The following is a 17,756-nucleotide window of genomic DNA, read 5'->3' as shown; positions in this document are numbered from 1 at the left end:
GCGGGGCCGACGGGGCCGACGGGACCGACGGGGCCGACGGGTCGGGCATCACGCGGCATCGGGCGGCGTCACGCGGTGTCCGCACCGCGCGGTCGAGAGCGCATGCGAAGATGCCCTCATGAAGTCCATGCACGTCGAGACCCCCGTCCCGCAGGTCGACGAGGAGGAGGCCTCTGGGGCGCGCGCCCTGCGCGTCGGCGCGTTCATCAGCGCCCAGATGCCCATCGGCCTCTACGAGCTCAACGTGCGCCGCACCCACCACCCCACGAAGCCCGACCGCGAGCTCGTCGACCGCTCGCTGGTGACCCGATCGCGCCACCGCGGCATCCCCGTGACCTGGATCGATCGTGCGCGCGCGAACGCCGGGCTCGTCATCCATCTCCACGGCGGCGCCTACGTGAACGGCGAGAGCCCGAACCACTGGGACTGGCTGTCGGACCTGCGCCGACGCACCGGCGCGGCCGCCTCGATGCTGCACTACCGGATGGCGCCGGAGATGCCGTTCCCCGCCGCCTACGGCGATGCGGTCGAGGGAGTGCTCGGCATCCTCGAGGACCTCGACGCGGTCTCCCCGAACTGGGTCCTCTCCGGCGACAGCGCCGGCGGCGGACTCGCGCTCGCCGTGGTCCAGGCACTCCGCGACCGCGGCGAGTCCCTGCCCTCCGCGCTGCTGCTGACCTCCCCGTGGGCGGACCTCACGGGCGAGGACCCGCGGCGCACGGCGCAGATCGAGAAGGACCCCGCGGTGCGCCCGGACCTGCTCGCGCGCTGCGCGGCGATGTACGCGGACGGCTTCCCGCTCGACGACCCGCGGCTCAGCCCGCTCGGCGGCGACCTCCAGGGCCTGCCTCCCGTGCACCTGACCGTCGGCGACCAGGATCTTCTGCTCGGTGATTCCCAGCGCCTGCGCGACGCCCTCGGCCTCGCCGACGTCCATGTCACCTACCTCGAGCAGCCCGGGGGCTGGCACTGCTACCCGCTGGTCTGGCGCGGACCCGCCGCCCAGTGCGCCCGCCGCGCCCAGATCAGCTTCGTGCGCGACGCACTCACCTTCGACGCCCCCGTCAACGAAGGCCGCCGCGCCGCCGCCCACTGACCTCCGCGGCCCGTGAGCGTGCGTCCTCGCGGCGTCGCCGGGCCCATCACAGGCATGCTGGAGGCATGCCCGCCGCTCTCGAGAACGTCAGCCTGCGCGACCAGTTCCACCTGGACCGCATCGGGCTGCGCCTGCTGTCCCTGTTCCTCGGCCTCACCGGGTACGGCGCGGCGCTCGCGCTGCTCATCCGCTCGGGGCTCGGTGCGGATCCGTGGGACGTGCTGCACGTGGCCATCGCCCAGCGCACGGGGCTGAGCGTGGGCACGGTGATCATCGTGGTGAGCTTCCTGGTGCTGGTGGCCTGGATCCCGCTGCGTCAGCACCCCGGCATCGGCACCCTCGCCAACGCGCTGTGGATCGGCGTGGCCACCGACCTCACGCTGTTCGTCGTCCCGCCGGCGCACGGCCTGCCGCTCGCGATCACGATGATGCTCGGCGGCGTGCTGCTGAACGCCGTGAGCGACGCCGTCTACATCGGCGCCCATCTGGGACCCGGTCCCCGCGACGGACTGATGACGGGCCTGCACCATCGCACCGGGCGGCCCGTCGGCCCGCTGCGCTTCGGCATCGAGGCGACGGTGCTGGTCGCGGGCTGGCTGCTGGGCGGGCCGGTGGGCGTGGGCACCTTCGTGTACGCGATCGCGATCGGCCCGATCGTGGGCTGGGTGCTCCCGCACGTGACGATCCCGGTGCGGCGCCGAGCAGTCAGAGGAGCAGCTGGAGCGTGACCAGATCCCACCAGCGGTCGAACTTGAAGCCGGCCTCGGGCATGCGACCCACCTCCTGGAACCCGCAGCGCTCGTGCAGGCGGATCGAGCCGACGTTGCCGGCCTCGACGAGCGCGACCAGGGAGTGCATGCCGTGCTCGCGGGCATGCGCGACGAGCGCCCCGAGCAGCGCGCGGCCGACCCCGCGTCCCTGCGCCGCGGGCAGCAGGTAGATCGAGTCCTCGCCGGTGAAGCGGTAGCCCGCGTAGTCGCGCAGCGGGGAGAAGCACGCGTATCCGAGCACCTCGTCGTCGGCCCCCGCGGCCACGAGCATCGAGCCGCGATCCAGGTGGGCGTCGAACCAGGCACGGGAGGACACGGACTCCGGGACCTCGTCGATCCACAGGCCCGAGGAGCTGCGGATGGCCTCGTCGCGGATGCCGAGCACCACGGGAGCGTCCTCGGCGAGAGCCAGGCGGATGCGCGGGGGAGCGGCGGGAGACGCAGCGGCGGCCGGCCCCGGATCGCCGCTCATCGGCGCGCACCCCCTCGGGCGTCGGATCCACGACCGGCGTCGGCGTCCATCTCGCGCCGCACGCGCGCGGCCTCCCGCTCGCTGCGCGCGGCGATCCGGGCGAGGGGCGAGGAGGACTCCGCGGCCGCGGCGGCGTCGTCCGAGGTGCCGCGCCGGGCCGACGGCTCCTCGCGCTCGAGCACGAGCCAGACGATGCTCCCGAGGGTGAGCAGGATCGTGAGGGCGACCAGCACGACGAACACCAGGGGATCGAACTCGGAGGGGTCGGTCAACCAGTCCATGAGCCAGTCCATGTGACGTCCCCTCTCGCTGTGCGCTGTCGTGCGGTGCTGCTCTGCGCGGTGCCAGGCGGTGCTGGGTGGTGCCCGGCGGCGCAGGGCCGTGCGGTGCGGTGCTGTGCCGCACGGTGTCGCCCCCATGCCGTCGCGCGTCGCGCGAGCACGTCCACAGGCACGCCGAGTGCACTGACCTCGCGCACGATCCATCGTACTGTGGACCTGCGCTCCCGCCGTGGGCAGAGCCGCGGATCGGGAGCACGGAGGGAACCGGAGAGCATGGCCGACGTCATCGTGGGGCGCTTCGCGCTCATCGACCTGATCGCCAAGGGCGGATCGGGCGCCGTGTGGCGCTCCTGGGACTCCAAGACCCGCCGTCTGTGCGCGGCGAAGGTGCTGCGTCAGCGGGACTCGGCCGATCTCATGCGCTTCGTGCGCGAGAAGGGCGTGAGCTTCGACCATCCGCACCTGCTCACCCCCTACGGCTGGGGCGCCGAGGACGAGCACGTGGTGATCGCGATGCCGCTCGCCAGCGGCGGGACCCTCGAGTCGATGGTCCGTGCGCGGGGGCCGCTCGGCGAGCCCGCCGTGGTGGTGCTGCTGGACCAGCTGCTCGACGGCCTCGCGCACGTCCACTCCCACGGCTGGATCCACCGCGACGTGAAGCCCGCGAACATCATGCTGGAGTCCACCGGGCCGGGTGTGCCGCACTCGCGCCTGGCGGACTTCGGGATCGCCGTGCACGAGACCGACGTGCGCTTCACGAGCGTGGGCATGATCAACGGGACCCCCGGATATATGGCGCCCGAGCTGTTCTCCATGGCCGAGCCGCACCCCAGCCACGACCTCTACGCGGCGGGGGTCGTCGCGCTGTTCGCGCTGAACGGGCCCTTCCCCCTGCGCGACGGCGCCTTCCGGCCCGAGGAGCTCTCGCGGCGCCTGCGCGGGGTCTCCCCGAAGCTCGCCGCCGTGATCCGCCGGATGCTCGACCCGCAGCCCGAGCGCCGCTACCAGGACGCCCCGAGCGTGCGCCGTGACCTGCCGCGCGTGCCGCCCGGTCTGCCGCTCGGCTTCGCCGACGGCGCGCCTCTGCACATCTCCGACACCCTCCCGCCGCTCCCGCCCGACGCCCCGGGCGCGAAGCGACCCGAGGCGCCCGCGCGCACCGGCCCCTCGATGGAGGAGATCCGCCAGGGCAGCGTCTCGCAGGCCTTCACCCCGCGGCCCGGGGAGATGCCGCAGCGTGTGCCACCGCAGGGGCACGGCCAGAACGCCGCGACGGTCGCCCCGCAGCGGGGTCCGCAGGACCTCGGCCCCTACCCCTACGGAGGCACGCCGCGGAACGCGGCGGGCCGGAGGCTCGTGGATGGTCCTCCGCAGGCACCGGCGGGGCAGGCATCCGCGTCCCACGGCTCGGCCGGCGCACACTCCCCGGGTGCGCACTCGGCCGGCACCGGTGAACGGCCGGGCTCTGCGCCCGTCGGCCACGGAGGCGCTCCTGCGGGGACGTCCGCGCGTCAGGCCCCGGGACACGCCCCGGCGCCCCGGCCGAGCGGCCGCGGCGCCACCCTGCTGGGAGCGGGCGTCGGCGCCGTCCTCGCGGTCGTGATCGGGGTGCCGACGGCCGTTCTCCTGGTGACCCTCTTCTGACCCTTCCGCGACCCGACCAGGGCCCGTCAGCCGGCGGTGACCGGCGTGCCCGTGCTGTCGAGGGCCAGCGTGTCCAGGGACTGGATGAGGGCCTCGGCCCGCGGGTCCATGAGCAGCGTGATGCGCAGTCGGCGCCGCCCCGCGGAGTCGTCGCCGGCGGCGCCCGGCACGGTCCAGCGCACGCTCGCCCGCGAGAGCACCTCGGCGTCCTCGGCGCGCAGGTCATCGAGGGCGCCTGCCCCCAGGCCCGCGCGCTGCAGGGCCGTCTCGAGGCGTCGGCGCCGCTCCTCGCGGGAGATGTCGAGGTCCATGTTGTCGGCGAACCAGGCGTCGGCGATGTCGTCGGAGCGTCCGTCGTCCGGCGTCACGCCCGCCCCGGTCCCCGCGCGCAGCCAGTCCAGCGCGGCCGCCGCGGCCTCGAGGGTGCGCGGCGCGGCCGTCGGCAGACGCGCCGCGAGCAGGTGCGGGGCCTGTGCGTCGATGACCCGCAGGGCGTCCATCGCGATCCGCGTCGCGGGCGCGTACTTGCTGTTGGCGAGGACCACCACGCCCAGGCCGCTGTCGCGGTGCCACACCATGAACGACCCGTACCCCGGGTAGCCGCCGGAGTGGGAGACGATCTCGCCGAGGTCGGGGTAGCGCTCGACGACGAGCCCGAAGCCGTACCCGCGCACGTGGGTGAATCCGGGGGAGGAGCCGTCGGGCCCGGCGGGCAGCGAGGGCGTGTCCTGGAGGCGGTGCAGCTGCTGCATCTCGCGGCGGGAGGAGGTGCGCAGCAGCGACTGGTCGCGGTCGGCGGCGTCCGGCGCGTCCGCCGCGGCGAGGAAGCGCACCCAGGTCGCCACGTCGGAGACGGTCGAGTACAGACCCGCCATCGCCCCGTAGACGCCGGGGGAGTCGAAGTCGACGGGCTCGAAGCGGGTGCGGTCCTCGCGGTCTGCCAGGCGGTGACCGGTGGCGATGCGCGCCGCGTCGAGGCCCTCGCGGGAGAAGGCGGTGTCCTCCATGCCCAGGGGCCGCAGGAAGGTCTCGGCGATGTACTGGTCGTAGGGGGTGCCGGTGAGCTCGTCGATGAGCCGGCCCAGCAGCGCGAAGCCGGTGTTGGAGTACTCGAAGCCGGTGCCGGGGGCGTGCACGTGGCCGAGTCCGCCCGCGAGCATCGCCGCGAACTCCTCGCGGGTCATGGCCTCCTGGCGGTCGCCCCACGGGTTGTCGGTCACCAGGCCCGCGGACATGCTCAGCAGGTCCCGCACGGTGATCGCGGGGGAGTCCGGGGTGACGGGGTCGAGGTGCGCGGCCTCGGGCACGTGCCGGGAGATCTGGTCGTCCAGGCGCACGTGCCCCTCGTCGCGCAGGCGCAGCACGGCCGCCGTGGTGAAGGACTTCGTCATCGAGGCGATCCGGGAGATCGTCGCGGGGTCCATGGGCGCGGAGTCCGGGGCGCGTTCGCCGTCCGCCAGGCGGCGCTCACCCGCTGCCCCGGCGGCCAGCACAGCAGTCTCATGATCGTGTCCGCCGACGATCGCCCAGATCGCCCCGGCGGTGCGATCACTCTCGACGGCGTCGCGCGCGAGGCGGTCGATCTGCGAGATCGCCTCGTCGGGCAGGACGGCGGCGGAGTCGACGGAGGCAGGGGAATGCGAGGACGTGGTGAGGGGCATGGCTCCCACTCTAGGGTGCGGGTGACGCCGCGAGGCCCCACCGTTGCGCGCCCGCGCAGCGCCCGACATAGCGAACGCACAGGGAAGCACCAGTGGTTTCCCACGTCGGAGGAGTTCCATGATTCTCGTGACGGACACCCCCTCGTCCCGATCCGGCACAGCTGTCGTGTCGTGATGGTTCCCTGAGTGCCGGGCCGGCGCGCTACCCCCTCTGCGCGCCGGCCCGGATTCTTCTCCGGGGCCCGGGCCCCGAACGCGCGGTGCGCGGGGATCAGTCCTCGCCGGCGGCCTCGTCTGCCGCGGATCCCGTGGATCCCGCACCGGAGGCATAGAACGAGGCGAGCATCGCGGATGCCTCCTCTCCCAGCGCATCCTGCAGCAGGGTCGGATCGGCGATCGCCGGATCGAAACTCGCGGGGCGGCCGCCCGCCGTCTCCTCGTCCGCTGTCTTCTCGCCCGCTGACCCGTCCGCCGCGCCGTCGGCCGACGGAGAACCGGCCGACGAGATTGCCCCCGGCGCATCTCCTCCCGTCGGGGCCCCGTCCGTCTCGACCCCGTCCGACGAACGCCCCGCAGCGGAAGCACCCTGCGGGGTCTCGGCGTCCGACGATCCGGCGGTCTCGGCGAGGGCCCGTGCACCCCGGCCTGTCGCGACGGGCTGGGCGATCTCGGAGAGGGTGAGTCCGCGCAGGGTCAGAAGGTGCACGGGGGCCTCGTCGATCGCCTCGACCAGCACGTAGGCGAGCGCGGCGACGTGCACGCACGGGCCGGGCCAGTCCAGGCAGGTGCAGTCGTGGGTGACCTCGGAGGCGCTGCCCGGCAGCAGGGTCGCCATGTGCGCGTCGAGCTCCGACTCGACCGCCCGCGGGTAGGTGCCGCTGCTCAGCAGCGCGGGCAGCTCGGGGTGAGCGCGCAGCGTGTCGACGACGATCTGCCGGTCGGCGGCGCCGAAGGCGGAGACGTCGAGCTCGGGCTCGTAGATCGTCCCGTCGTCGTCGAGGACCCCCGCGCGGGCGCGGCGCGGGGCGACGTCGAGCCATTGCACGCGGTCCGCGCGCGCGAGGCGCCGACCGGAGGACCTGCGGCCGCTGCTGATCACGCTCTCGAGGGATTCGCGCAGGGCGGCGCCCTGCCAGCTGGCGCCGATCTGCCCGCGGCGCGAGCGCATGCGGATGCTCATCGTCCACCTCCCTGCGCCGGATCGTTCGGGGTCTGCTCGTCCGGTGCGTCCCCGTCGGACAGCGCGAGCATGCCCCACAGCTGCGCCGCGTCCATGTTGACCAGGGCGTTCTCGACGGGCGTGATGGTGAGGTCCGCGAGTGTCTGCTTCTCGGCGAGGACGTTGTCGATGCGCTCCTCGACGGTGCCCGCGGCCACGAGCTTGCGCACCTGCACGTCCTTGGTCTGGCCGATGCGGAAGGCGCGGTCGGTGGCCTGGTTCTCCACGGCGGGATTCCACCAGCGGTCCAGGTGGACGACGTGGTTGGCTGCGGTCAGCGTGAGCCCCGTGCCGCCCGCGCGCAGGCTCAGAAGCATCGCCCCGGGTTCACCGGGCGTGGACTGGAAGCGGGCGACCATAGCGTCGCGATCGGCCTTCTTCACCCCGCCGTGGAGGAAGGGGATCTCGCGGCCGAACCTCTCGCGCCAGTAGGGGACGAGCATGTGCCCGAACGTCGTGAACTGGGTGAACAGCAGCACCTTCTCGCCGTCGGCGAAGGCCGATCCGAGCAGGTCGTCGACGTACTCGAGCTTGCCTGAGCGGTGCTCGCCGTCGCGCAGGATGCCGGAGCCGTCGCCGAGGTAGTGGGCGGGGTGGTTGCAGACCTGCTTGAGCTTGGTGAGCGTGGAGACGACGAGCGTGCGGCGCTGGTTCTGGTCGGCGCCGTCGATCTGGGCCATGAGCTCGCCGACGAGCGCCTCGTAGAGCCCGGCCTGCTCGGGGGTGAGGTTCACGGTGCGCACCATGTCGATCTTCGCGGGCAGATCCGAGATGATGCTCGGATCCGTCTTCACGCGTCGCAGCACGAACGGGCTGGTCAGGGCGCGCAGACGTTCGAGCGCCGACTCGTCGCCGTCCTTCTCGATCGGACCCGCGAGGTGCTCCTGGAAGGAGGCGGCGCTGCCCAGCAGGCCGGGGTTCACGGTCTCCATGAGGGCGTGCAGGTCGCTCAGGCGGTTCTCGACCGGGGTTCCGGTGAGCGCCAGACGGTGCGGGGCGGGCAGCGCCCGCGCCGCCTTCGCCACGGCCGTGCCGGCGTTCTTCACGTGCTGGGCCTCGTCGAGCACGAGCCGATGCCAGCGCACCTGGGAGAGCACCTCGAGGTCCCGGTCCAGCAGCGAGTAGGTGGTGATCACGAGGTCCACATCGGCCGCGCCCTCGGCGAAGGAGGCGTCGCGGATGCGATCGCCGCCGTGGTGGACGTGCACCGCGAGGTCCGGGGCGAAGCGCGCGGCCTCCCGCTGCCACGAGCCGACGACGGACATCGGGCACACCAGCAGCGTGGGCCCGGGAGCGGGGCCCGCTCCGTGGGTGCGCGAACGTGCCCCGGGGCGCGGGCGCACCCGCGCAGGCCGCACCTCGGGGGCGACCGCGGCGGGATCGGGCTCCCGCTCACGGCTCAGCAGCGCGAGGACCTGCATGGTTTTGCCGAGCCCCATGTCGTCGGCGAGGATCCCGCCGAGCCCGAGTTCGTGCAGCGCCCACATCCAGTTCAGGCCCTCGAGCTGATAGCCGCGCAGGGAGGCGTCCAGCCGCTCGGGCTGCGGAAGGGGGAGGGGACCGGGGCCGCCGGGCACGAGGTTGCGCAGACCGTTGGAGCGTCCGCGCGCCGGGGCGCCGGCATGCGGCGGCGCCGGCGCGGCATCCTCCGCCTGCAGGCGGACCTGCAGGCCCTCGGCCTGGGCGCTGCCCAGCAGCGCGAACATCTCGCCCCAGTGCATGCTGCCGGCGCTCTCGGCGATCGGCTCGGGACGCCCGGCCTCGCGGGGTGCGTCGGGCCGACGGGTCGGTGCCCGACGCGCACCGTCGACGGCGCCCCCGCCGTCGGCCCCGCCCTCGCCGTCGCCCCGCCCGCGCCTCTTCGCGGTGAACGCGTCGAGGAACCGCTCGGCGGCGCGCAGCGTCGTGGAGTCCAGGCGCACCCACTGGCCGCGCAGCTGCACGAGCTCGGCCTGGGCGGCGCGGATCTCGGAGATCTCGTCCTCGGTGAGGTCCACGTCCCCGACCGACATCTTCCAGTCGAAGCGGGCCATGGCCTGCATGCCCACGCCGCTGCCCGTCTTCTCCTGCTCGGCCTCCTCCTCGCCGACGACGGCCTGCAGACGGGTCTTCTGCTTCGTCCACTCGCGCGGGAGCATCACGGTGACGCCGGCGGCCTCGAGGGCGCCGGTGTCGTGGGCGAGGAAGGCGGAGGCCTGCGCGGTGGTGAGCAGCCAGTCCACGCCGGTGTCGTCGACGGCGGCCTCCCGCACGGTCGGTGCGAGCCGCATGACCTCGGCCGACGCCTCCGCGGCCCCTTCGACGCCCACGTCGCCCACGGCGCGCAGGTCGGCGACCGGCCGCACCGTCCCGTCCGCGTCGCGCAGGCAGGTCTGCAGCGGCCACGCGGTGCCCAGCGGCGGTTCGTGCAGGCGCACCACGAGCTCCGAGCCGGTCGAGGAGAGGTGCACGCGGGCGCGCCCCGAGTCGATGAACGCATCGAGCGCCAACTGCATGCGCCGCTGGGTCGGGACATCGGCGCGCACAGGGGTGTCCGCGGAGGGGGCGGACAGCGAGGAGATGAGAGCCGTCGGATCCTTCGCCGCGTCGTCCTCCGGTGTCTCCGTCTCCGCGCGCCGCCGGGAGCCGACGTGCCGGGCGAAGGCCTCGCGCGCGCGGGCGTCGACGATGGAGTGCAGCAGCGGCTGGGCATCGTCCTCGAGGGCCATCCAGCGCGCCCAGGGGCGGCCGAAGCGCTCGAGGATCCGCACGCGCACGTGCCGCGCGGCGACGAGGCGTTCGGCATGCAGGTCCAGCACCACGGCCGTGAGCAGGTCCGGCATGGCGATGACCTGGTCGGACAGTCGCAGGGAGGTGCCGGCCTCCACGAGCGGCCCGATCACGGCGGCCACCTCGCTCCCGGTGTCCGAGGACCCCGTCGGACCACTGGGCCCCGTCGGCCCCGTCGGTTCCGCGCCCGCGCCCGTGCGCGCGGCGACGAGGTCGCCGATCGCACCGACCACGTCCAGCAGCGCCTCCCCGTCCAGCGGGAGCGCGGGCACGCGATGCTCGCTCGTGCGGCCGCGCACGCGCACGCGATGGCGCAGCGGGCCCTCGTGCCGGCCGAGCGCGCGGGAGAGGGCATCGGAGAGACCGCTCGGCGCCTCGTCGAGCAGGGCCGTGAGGTCGGCGGCGGGCCGCGAGCCGCCGCCCTCGGCCTGCACCCGCACCCACAGCGCGGGGCCCAGGTCGTCGTCGACGACCAGGTGCAGGCGGTTCAGCGGCATGAGGGCGAACCTACGCGCATCCTCCGACGTCCGGGGCGCGCGGTGGACGGGAGCCCTGTGGGGAGGAACGAACCGGAGGGCCCCGTCCTCACAGGCCGTCGACGATCTCGGCGGTCGCCCGCAGCCACGCGGCCCGGGTCTCCGGGTGGATCCGCGAGAAGTCCAGCGGTGCGCCGTCCACGAACTGCTCCTCGAAGGGGACCTCGACGATCGCGCGGGTGTGCGCGCCGAAGTGCTTGTGCAGCTGGGTGCGCAGCGAGGGGTCCATCTTCTTGCCGGAGGAGTGCGACAGGATCGTCACGGCGTGGTCGACCTGCTCGGCCAGACCGGTCGCGCGCAGCTCGTCGATCATCCAGGCGGCGGCGTTGAAGGTGTCCTCGCGCAGGGTCGAGATGATGACCAGCTGATCGGCCGACTGCACGCCGGCCAGCCAGTTCGAGGCGCGCACGTTGTTCCCGGTGTCGATGACCTTGAGGCGATAGAACCGCGAGAGGGTCTCGTCGAGCTCGCGGAAGGCGGCGTCGTCGATGAGGGCGGAGGAGCCCGGATCCTCGTCGGAGGCGAGGATGTCGAAGCGGGTGGCCTCCTGCCGGCGCACGTAGCGGTCGAGGTCCGAGACGGTGGCCTGCTCGGTGCGCAGCTGGTCGAGGTCGCGCAGCAGGTCGATCGCGGTGCGGTGGTGCTCGGCGGGCGCGCCGCGCCAGCCCAGCGTGCCCCGGGTCTCGTTGTTGTCCCAGGCCAGCACGCCGCCGCCGCGGGCCATGCCCAGCGTCGCAGCGATCATGAGCGAGGCGGTGGTCTTGTGGGCGCCGCCCTTGAGGTTCACGACGGCGATGTTCTTCGGGCCGTCGAGGGTGCGGGAGATGCGCTGCAGCTGGGCGCGCTCCTCGCGCTCGGCGCGGCCGGGACGCGGGGAGATCCGACCGCCGGTCAGGCGCGTGAGAGTGCCCTGCCAGCCGCGGGTCGCCGGGGCGGGCGACGGCTGACGACCGGCCGACTGGAGGTCCTGGAGCGTAGGCCGACGGGTCTCGCCCGACGGCTGCGCGTCCGCCACCTGCGGCGCGTCCGCCGCCGGCGCGGAGGCGGGGGACTGCGGCGCCGTCGTCGCCGCGGCGCGGCGGCCGTGGCCGGGACGTGCCGCTGGGCCCGCCTGGTCAGAGGGCTCGGCGGGCGACGCGGCCGAGGGAGCGGGGGCCGGCGCGACCGGCGCCGAGGGAGCCTGCTCGGCCGAGGATGCGGAAGTGGAAGTCCGCGCGGCCGGCGCGACGGATGCGGAGGTCGTGGTCGGCGCAGCCGAGGGAACCGATGCAGCGACGAGCTCGTCCTGGGAGCCCTGCTCGTCCTGCGCCTCGTGTGCCTCGTGGGTCTCCTCGCCGAGCAGCGACGGCGGGATCCAGGAGGGACTGTCCGCGGTGGAGCCCTCGGGGACAGCGGGGTGCACGGCGGTCGCCTCGACGTCGCCCTCGGGATCGAAGGCGTGCTGCCCGAACGAGGCGACGTCGAAGGAGCTCGCCGAGAAGGAGTGCGCGGCGAAGGAGGGAGCGGTGGTGGACTCCGCCCCGTGACCCGCGCCGCCTGCGGACGGGCCGAAGAGCGGCCGGTCGTCGGCCCCGCGGGTGCTGATGCGGCCCGAGGGCTCCACGCGCAGATGGTGCGTGGCGTCGGGCTCGACGATCACGACGTCGAGGTCGCGCCCTGCGCGACGCGCGGCGTCGATGAACACGCTCTTGACGTTCGCCCGCACCTCGGAGATGTGCTCCCCGTGGATCCCGATCTCCTCATCGGCCAGGTGGACGGTCGCGGACCGGTCGGAGTCGATGCGCGCCTGCGCGATCATGGATGGGCTCTCCCTCACTGCGGTGGTCGACACACCCGCGGTGCGCGCGGGGCCATGCTCCACTCTACGAGACGCCAAGCGCCTGACCGGTGGACACGTGCCGGAGACAACGGCAATCCCGACTTGGTCATGGCCGCGCAAAAGCATGCAAAGCATTGCATGTTCGCGTTTACATCCGCGCGCCGCGACCCGTAGCATCGTCCCGGACGTCGCCTCCTCGATCCCCCTCGCGGGAGGCGACGAACGGGTCCTCCGACGTTCCCCCCGATATCGGTGGACCCGTGTTGCCTGGTCGTCCGCACCCACCACCATTGAGGGACGGCTGGCATCGCGAACGGCCCGTGAGCCCCGACAGTGCGTCGATGTGAGCTCCGGGCCGTTCGCTCTTCCCGGATTCTGACTCGTCCCGGATCCTCGTGCCACCCGGATCCTCGACTTTCCCGGACCTGGGACGACGACGAGCGCTCGTCACCGAATGCATCGGCCCGGACGAGCGGCTGCCCGTCCGGGCCGATGGTCCTCGGGCGGGGGTCTGCGGTAGAACCGGGAGACGAGCGCGATCAGTCGAGGATCGCGACGTCGCTTCCGGTGTCCAGGCGGTAGCCCGCGCCGCGCACGGTGGAGATCAGGCGGCGGTAGCGGCCGAGCTTCGCGCGCACGCGGCGCACGTGCACGTCGACGGTGCGCTCACCGGTCTCGGACGAGGCGTCGGCCCACACGGACTCCATGAGCTCGTCGCGGCCGATGATCCGACGGGCGCCGCGCGCCAGGTGCGCCAGCAGCTCGAACTCCTTGTAGGTGAGGTCCACGTCCTCGCCGTCGATGCGCACGCGGCGGCCGAAGAGGTCGATCACCAGCGAGCAGTCCGTGCTCGCGGAGGGGGCGACGTTCGGGCTCACGGCGGTGGCGCGCAGCAGGCGCTGGCGTGCCGCCTCGGCGTCCCGGCGGGCCGGGGAGTTCGGCGAGACGACGCCGGTGCGGCGCGTGCGCTCGGGCTGCGCGGCCTCGCCGTCCTGGGTGCGCGGCGGGAGGGCCCGCAGGGTGGGTGCGGTGCTCGCGGCCTCGGCCTCCCCGGTGGGGGAGAAGGGGCGCGGGGAGCGCACGCCCACGCTCGCCGAGGCGCGGCGGCCGGCCGTCAGGCGACGGGCGTTGGCGCGCAGCGCGTCGGCGATCTGGGCGGCCTCGACGTCGGGCGTGCCGGCCGGCAGCGTGACCGTGAGGGTCAGCGTGACCTGGTCGGACTCCGGCGCGGCGGCCAGGGCGGACGAGCCGGCGGACTGCCCGGCGGCGCCCGGGGCGCGGAAGGCGGGACGGGCGGTGTGCTGCGGACGCAGGGCGCGGGGTCCGCGGTCGTGCGCGGGGCGCTCGACGCGGGCGGCCGGGCTCTGGCCGGCGACGCTCTGCGGGGTGCGGGTCTGGGTGACAGGACTGTTCAGGGTGATGCTCATGATGCGTTCTCCGGGTTCGTGCACGCCTGGTGCAACGGGTGGGGACCCGGGATCCCAGTTCCGATCGACGCGTCAGGTTCGCGGATCGCTGGGGTGTGCTCCCGGCCGGCACCTGGAGCCCGCGCCTTCCGGCCGGCTCCTGTCAGCCGACCCCGGAGGATTCTCGAGCGCTCAGAGGCTCGGCTGACGGTGCATCATGCACATGCACATCATCATCGAACGCATCATCGAGCGGGCCGCCGTCGTGGCGACCTCTCGGCTCGGAGCGTTCGTGAACATGTCGGCCATCATGCCCGAGGCCGATGGCCGGCCTCAAGCGGGTGTTCGCATCCTGGGACGCGCGAGGTCAGAGTCCGGTGGGACTCGGTGGGACCCGGCGAGAGCCGTCGTCCGTCGTCGGGTGCTCTCAGTCGACGACGCCGAAGAGGCGGTCGCCCGCGTCGCCGAGCCCGGGGACGATGTAGCCCTTCTCGTTGAGCTTCTCGTCGATCGCGGCGGTGACCACGGTGAGGTCGATGGCCGGATCGATCTGCTCCTCGAGGGTCTTCAGGCCCTCGGGGGCGCACAGCAGCGTCACGCAGGTGATGTCCTTCGCGCCGCGCTCGTGCAGGTAGTTCACGGAGGCGATGAGGGTGTGACCGGTCGCGAGCATCGGGTCCAGCACGAAGCACTGGCGGTCGGTGAGGTCGTCCGGGAGGCGGTTCGCGTAGGTCGTGACCTCGAGGGTCTCGTCGTTGCGGACCATGCCCAGGAAGCCGACCTCTGCCGTCGGCAGCAGGCGGGTCATGCCGTCGAGCATGCCCAGGCCCGCGCGCAGGATCGGGACCACCATGGGCTTGGGGTCCGTCAGGCGCGTGCCGGTCATCGTGGTGACGGGGGTCTGGATCTCGACGGGGGCGACCGCGACGTTGCGCGTGGCCTCATAGGCCAGCAGGGTCACCAGCTCGTCGGCCAGGAGGCGGAACATCGAGGACCGCGTCTCGGCCTTGCGGAGCGCCGTCAGCTTGTGGGCGACGAGGGGATGGTCGAGTTCGAGCACGCGCATGGCGCCGAATCTACCCGACGCCTCTGTGCGCGGGATCCGTTCGGGGGAGCCCCGGCGAATACTGGGACCAACACCTCGCAGCGACCGACCCGCGGCGCTGCGCCGGCGCGCAGGAGGCCCCGATGGCCCGTTATCGCTTCTTCACCGCGACCAGCCTCGACGGCTTCCTCGCCGACGAGCACGAGAGCCTGGACTGGCTGCTCTCCCAGCCCACCGACCCCGCGCAGAGCATCCTTCCCTACGACGACTTCATCGAGGAGGTCGGGGCGGTGGTCTCCGGGCGCTCGACGTACGACTGGGTGGTGGGGCACCTCGAGACCGTCGCGGATGCCTGGGTCTACGACCAGCCCACGTTCGTCTTCTCCCATCGGGAGCTGCCCGAGGACTTCGCGGGCATCACCCGCGTCGCGGGGCCTCCTGCCGAGCACCGCGCCCGGCTCGAGGAGGCCGCGGGCGACAAGGACGTCTGGATCGTGGGCGGCGGGGACCTCGCCCACTCGTTCGCGGAGGCCGGGATGCTCGACGAGGTCTTCGTGTCCATCGCCCCCGTGACGCTCGGAAGCGGGAAGCCCCTGATGGGAGGACGGCTCGAGCTGGAGCTGCGCGAGTTCGGGAGGAACGGCGCCCTGCTCCAGGCGCGCTTCGCGGTCACGGGTGCGCGCGGCTGACGGCGCGGCCGGGGAGAATGGGGGCGTGGACGACGACACCCCGCGGCTCTCCGACGACGACCTCATGGGCCTTGCCCTCGACGAGGCGCGCGCGGCCGCGGACCGCGAGCCGGCCGACGTCCCCATCGGCGCCGTCGTCCTGGACCCGACCGGCCGCGTGATCGCGCGGGCGGGGAACCGCCGGGAGGCCGACGAGGACCCCACCGCGCACGCCGAGATCCTCGCCCTGCGCGGGGCCGCCCGCGCGACGGGACGCTGGAACCTCACCGGCTGCACCCTCGCCGTCACGCTCGAGCCGTGCACCATGTGCGCCGGTGCGATCGTGCTCGCGCGGATCGCCCGCGTCGTGGTCGGCGCCCCGGACCCGAAGGCAGGAGCCGCCGGGTCCCTCTACGACCTCGTGCGCGAGCCTCGGCTGAACCATCGCGCCGAGCTCACCACGGGCGTGCGGGAGCAGGAGTGCGGGGACCTGCTGCGCGGCTTCTTCCGGGCCCGCCGCAGGCGCTGAGGCCCGCACCACACGCCACGGCCCCGCGCGGTGATCCCTCCCACGCCTCCCCCGGTCAGATGACGTTTCGTGAACGCAGGGGTCGGCAGGTGCGCTAGGGGGATGCTCTACTTCTGCTTGTGATCACTCTCGAAGGCCTCACCAAGGTCTTCCCCGCGCCGGGCGGGGGAGACCCCGTCACCGCGCTCGACGGCATCGACCTGACGGTCGACGCCGGCCAGATCCATGGGATCGTCGGCCGCTCCGGCGCCGGGAAGTCCACGCTCATCCGCTGCCTCACCGGGCTCGAGAAGCCCACGTCCGGCAGCGTCCGCATCGACGGCACCGACATCGCCGCGCTCGACGGCCCCGCCCTGCGCGCGGCGCGCCGCGAGATCGGCATGGTCTTCCAGCACGCGAACCTGCTGGACTCCCGCACCGCCGCCCGCAACATCGCCCACCCGCTCGAGATCGCCGGCGTCGGCCGTGAGCAGCGCTCCGCGCGCGTCGCCGAGCTCGTGGACCTCGTGGGCCTCGCCGGGCGCGAGCACAACCATCCCGCGCAGCTCTCGGGCGGACAGATCCAGCGCGTGGGCATCGCGCGCGGCCTCGCCGCCGAGCCCAAGGTTCTGCTGTGCGACGAGCCCACCAGCGCGCTCGACCCGACGACGACCCGGCAGATCCTCGCGCTCATCCGCAGCCTGCGCGATCGCCTGGGCATCACCGTCCTCATGATCACGCACGAGATGAGCGTGGTCCGCGAGATCTGCGACTCCGTGACCCTCCTCGAGGACGGCAGAGTGCGCCAGTCCGGTGCGCTCGCCGACGTCGCCTCGGACCCGCACGGTCCGCTCAGCAGCGAGCTGATCCCGCTGCCGCCGGCCCCGACGGGCATCAGCGCGCGCGTGGTCGACTGTGACTACGGCGCCGACCCGCAGAACGAGAAGGCCGTGGCCAGCAGCGAGGAGCTCGTGCGGATCGCCGCCGAGCACGGAGCGCTCGCGCAGATCGTCGCCGGCACCATCGAGACCATCGCCGGACGCCAGGTGGGCCGCGTGCAGCTGGCCCTGCGCAACGAGGACGACACCCCGATCAGCAAGGAGGGCCTCGCGGCCTTCCTGCGCGAGCTCGAGGGCCGCGGCGTCGTCACGAAGGAGGCCTCGGCATGAGCGAATGGCTGAGCAACCCCGTCTTCACCACCTGGGACTCCAACACGAGCCTGTGGTCGAACACGCTGATCACCCTCTACATGACGATCGGCACGATGATCTTCGCGGCGCTCATCGGCACCCCGCTCGGCGTGCTGCTGTTCGAGACCGACCGCGCCGCCGGCGGCGGCGCCCGCTGGGTGAACCGGATCGTCGGCTTCATCGTGAACGTGGGCCGCTCGTTCCCGTTCATCATCCTGATCATCGCGCTGATCCCCGTTACGAGGATCGTGGTGGGCCGGGTGACCGGCCCGAACGCCGCCATGTTCGCGCTCGTGGTCTCCGCGATCCCGTTCCTCGCCCGACTCATCGAGATCAACCTGCGCGAGATCCCCGCCGGGAAGATCGAGGCGGTGCAGATGATGGGCGCGAGCCGCTGGCAGGTCATCCGCCAGGTGCTGTTCCCCGAGGCACTGCCCGGGATCATCGGCTCGCTGACCACCACCACGATCGCCGTCATCGGCTACACCGCCATGGCCGGCGCCGTGGGCGGCAAGGGACTGGGCGACCTCGCCAACCGCATGGGCTACCAGTCCTACGACAACGTCGTGATGATCTCGACCGTCGTCGTCCTCATCGTCATCGTGATCCTCGTGCAGTCGCTGGGCTCGGTGCTCGCCCGCGCGGTCGACCACCGCGCACGCAACGCCTGAG

General features: G+C 73.3%; 15 protein-coding genes. 7 read left to right on the top strand and 8 right to left on the bottom strand.

The features are described from left to right. Nucleotides 1-118: 118 nt before the first annotated feature. Nucleotides 119-1,096: an alpha/beta hydrolase gene (locus I8D64_RS13690; RefSeq protein WP_200503350.1), complete on the top strand. Its 978-nt coding sequence runs from the start codon at nt 119-121 to the stop codon at nt 1,094-1,096. Nucleotides 1,097-1,161: 65 nt separating this feature from the next. After that, nucleotides 1,162-1,824, top strand: a complete 663-nt coding sequence (gene yczE / locus I8D64_RS13685; RefSeq protein ID WP_200503349.1) for a membrane protein YczE — start codon at nt 1,162-1,164, stop codon at nt 1,822-1,824. Here the strand turns inward: yczE and I8D64_RS13680 are convergent. Both I8D64_RS13680 and I8D64_RS13675 read right to left on the bottom strand, forming a co-directional pair. Beyond that, nucleotides 1,802-2,338, bottom strand: a complete 537-nt coding sequence (locus I8D64_RS13680) for a GNAT family N-acetyltransferase (protein WP_200503348.1) — start codon at nt 2,336-2,338, stop codon at nt 1,802-1,804. The genes yczE and I8D64_RS13680 overlap by 23 nt on opposite strands. Beyond that, nucleotides 2,335-2,631: a hypothetical protein gene (locus tag I8D64_RS13675; RefSeq protein WP_200503347.1), complete on the bottom strand. Its 297-nt coding sequence runs from the start codon at nt 2,629-2,631 to the stop codon at nt 2,335-2,337. The genes I8D64_RS13680 and I8D64_RS13675 overlap by 4 nt, the downstream gene beginning before the upstream one ends. 261 nt (nt 2,632-2,892) lie before the next feature. Between I8D64_RS13675 and I8D64_RS13670 the strand changes: the two genes are divergently transcribed. Further along, nucleotides 2,893-4,263, top strand: a complete 1,371-nt coding sequence (locus I8D64_RS13670) for a serine/threonine protein kinase (RefSeq protein WP_200503346.1) — start codon at nt 2,893-2,895, stop codon at nt 4,261-4,263. 26 nt (nt 4,264-4,289) lie between these two features. On the opposite strand, the gene I8D64_RS13665 is transcribed toward I8D64_RS13670, so the two are convergent. The 6 genes from I8D64_RS13665 to upp all read right to left on the bottom strand — a co-directional run bounded on the left by I8D64_RS13665 (nt 4,290) and on the right by upp (nt 14,739). Next, nucleotides 4,290-5,924, bottom strand: a complete 1,635-nt coding sequence (locus I8D64_RS13665; RefSeq protein ID WP_200503345.1) for a serine hydrolase domain-containing protein — start codon at nt 5,922-5,924, stop codon at nt 4,290-4,292. 271 nt (nt 5,925-6,195) lie between these two features. Further along, nucleotides 6,196-7,104: an SWIM zinc finger family protein gene (locus tag I8D64_RS13660; RefSeq protein ID WP_200503344.1), complete on the bottom strand. Its 909-nt coding sequence runs from the start codon at nt 7,102-7,104 to the stop codon at nt 6,196-6,198. Next, complete coding sequence (locus tag I8D64_RS13655; protein ID WP_200503343.1) at nt 7,101-10,409, bottom strand: DEAD/DEAH box helicase; 3,309 nt, start codon at nt 10,407-10,409, stop codon at nt 7,101-7,103. The genes I8D64_RS13660 and I8D64_RS13655 overlap by 4 nt, the downstream gene beginning before the upstream one ends. A gap of 88 nt (nt 10,410-10,497) precedes the next feature. Next, a complete protein-coding gene (locus tag I8D64_RS13650) occupies nt 10,498-12,246 on the bottom strand; it encodes a chromosome partitioning protein (protein ID WP_200503342.1) in 1,749 nt (582 codons plus the stop codon). 560 nt (nt 12,247-12,806) lie between these two features. After that, a complete protein-coding gene (locus tag I8D64_RS13645) occupies nt 12,807-13,694 on the bottom strand; it encodes a winged helix-turn-helix domain-containing protein (RefSeq protein WP_200503341.1) in 888 nt (295 codons plus the stop codon). A gap of 406 nt (nt 13,695-14,100) precedes the next feature. Continuing rightward, nucleotides 14,101-14,739: a uracil phosphoribosyltransferase gene (gene upp, locus I8D64_RS13640; protein ID WP_200503340.1), complete on the bottom strand. Its 639-nt coding sequence runs from the start codon at nt 14,737-14,739 to the stop codon at nt 14,101-14,103. Between the two features lie 122 nt (nt 14,740-14,861). On the opposite strand from upp, the gene I8D64_RS13635 reads away from it, so the two are divergent. From I8D64_RS13635 to I8D64_RS13620, 4 genes are all read left to right on the top strand, one after another. Further along, nucleotides 14,862-15,407, top strand: coding sequence for a dihydrofolate reductase family protein (locus I8D64_RS13635; RefSeq protein ID WP_200503339.1), 546 nt, complete (start codon nt 14,862-14,864; stop codon nt 15,405-15,407). A gap of 64 nt (nt 15,408-15,471) precedes the next feature. Further along, nucleotides 15,472-15,915 (top strand): nucleoside deaminase, encoded by a 444-nt coding sequence (locus tag I8D64_RS13630; protein WP_200503399.1) that lies wholly within the window; start codon nt 15,472-15,474, stop codon nt 15,913-15,915. Nucleotides 15,916-16,034: 119 nt separating this feature from the next. Next, a complete protein-coding gene (locus tag I8D64_RS13625; protein ID WP_200503338.1) occupies nt 16,035-17,063 on the top strand; it encodes an ATP-binding cassette domain-containing protein in 1,029 nt (342 codons plus the stop codon). Next, the gene (locus tag I8D64_RS13620; protein WP_200503337.1) at nt 17,060-17,755 is read left to right on the top strand and encodes a methionine ABC transporter permease; all 696 of its coding nucleotides are present in this window, start codon (nt 17,060-17,062) and stop codon (nt 17,753-17,755) included. The genes I8D64_RS13625 and I8D64_RS13620 overlap by 4 nt, the downstream gene beginning before the upstream one ends. Nucleotide 17,756 lies beyond the last annotated feature (1 nt).

It is taken from the genome of Brachybacterium halotolerans, assembly GCF_016623465.1.
GTDB classification, from domain to species: Bacteria; Actinomycetota; Actinomycetes; order Actinomycetales; family Dermabacteraceae; genus Brachybacterium; species Brachybacterium halotolerans.
The sequence above is the reverse complement of the archived record's forward strand: the minus strand, read 5'-3'. Positions and strand labels throughout refer to the sequence as shown.

Coding starts and splice junctions, on each gene's coding strand:
- I8D64_RS13690 (WP_200503350.1), top strand. CDS start 119: ATGAAGTCCATGCACGTCGAGACCCCCGTCCCGCAGGTCGACGAGGAG.
- yczE (WP_200503349.1), top strand. CDS start 1,162: ATGCCCGCCGCTCTCGAGAACGTCAGCCTGCGCGACCAGTTCCACCTG.
- I8D64_RS13680 (WP_200503348.1), bottom strand. CDS start 2,338: ATGAGCGGCGATCCGGGGCCGGCCGCCGCTGCGTCTCCCGCCGCTCCC.
- I8D64_RS13675 (WP_200503347.1), bottom strand. CDS start 2,631: ATGGACTGGCTCATGGACTGGTTGACCGACCCCTCCGAGTTCGATCCC.
- I8D64_RS13670 (WP_200503346.1), top strand. CDS start 2,893: ATGGCCGACGTCATCGTGGGGCGCTTCGCGCTCATCGACCTGATCGCC.
- I8D64_RS13665 (WP_200503345.1), bottom strand. CDS start 5,924: ATGCCCCTCACCACGTCCTCGCATTCCCCTGCCTCCGTCGACTCCGCC.
- I8D64_RS13660 (WP_200503344.1), bottom strand. CDS start 7,104: ATGAGCATCCGCATGCGCTCGCGCCGCGGGCAGATCGGCGCCAGCTGG.
- I8D64_RS13655 (WP_200503343.1), bottom strand. CDS start 10,409: ATGCCGCTGAACCGCCTGCACCTGGTCGTCGACGACGACCTGGGCCCC.
- I8D64_RS13650 (WP_200503342.1), bottom strand. CDS start 12,246: ATGATCGCGCAGGCGCGCATCGACTCCGACCGGTCCGCGACCGTCCAC.
- I8D64_RS13645 (WP_200503341.1), bottom strand. CDS start 13,694: ATGAGCATCACCCTGAACAGTCCTGTCACCCAGACCCGCACCCCGCAG.
- upp (WP_200503340.1), bottom strand. CDS start 14,739: ATGCGCGTGCTCGAACTCGACCATCCCCTCGTCGCCCACAAGCTGACG.
- I8D64_RS13635 (WP_200503339.1), top strand. CDS start 14,862: ATGGCCCGTTATCGCTTCTTCACCGCGACCAGCCTCGACGGCTTCCTC.
- I8D64_RS13630 (WP_200503399.1), top strand. CDS start 15,472: ATGGGCCTTGCCCTCGACGAGGCGCGCGCGGCCGCGGACCGCGAGCCG.
- I8D64_RS13620 (WP_200503337.1), top strand. CDS start 17,060: ATGAGCGAATGGCTGAGCAACCCCGTCTTCACCACCTGGGACTCCAAC.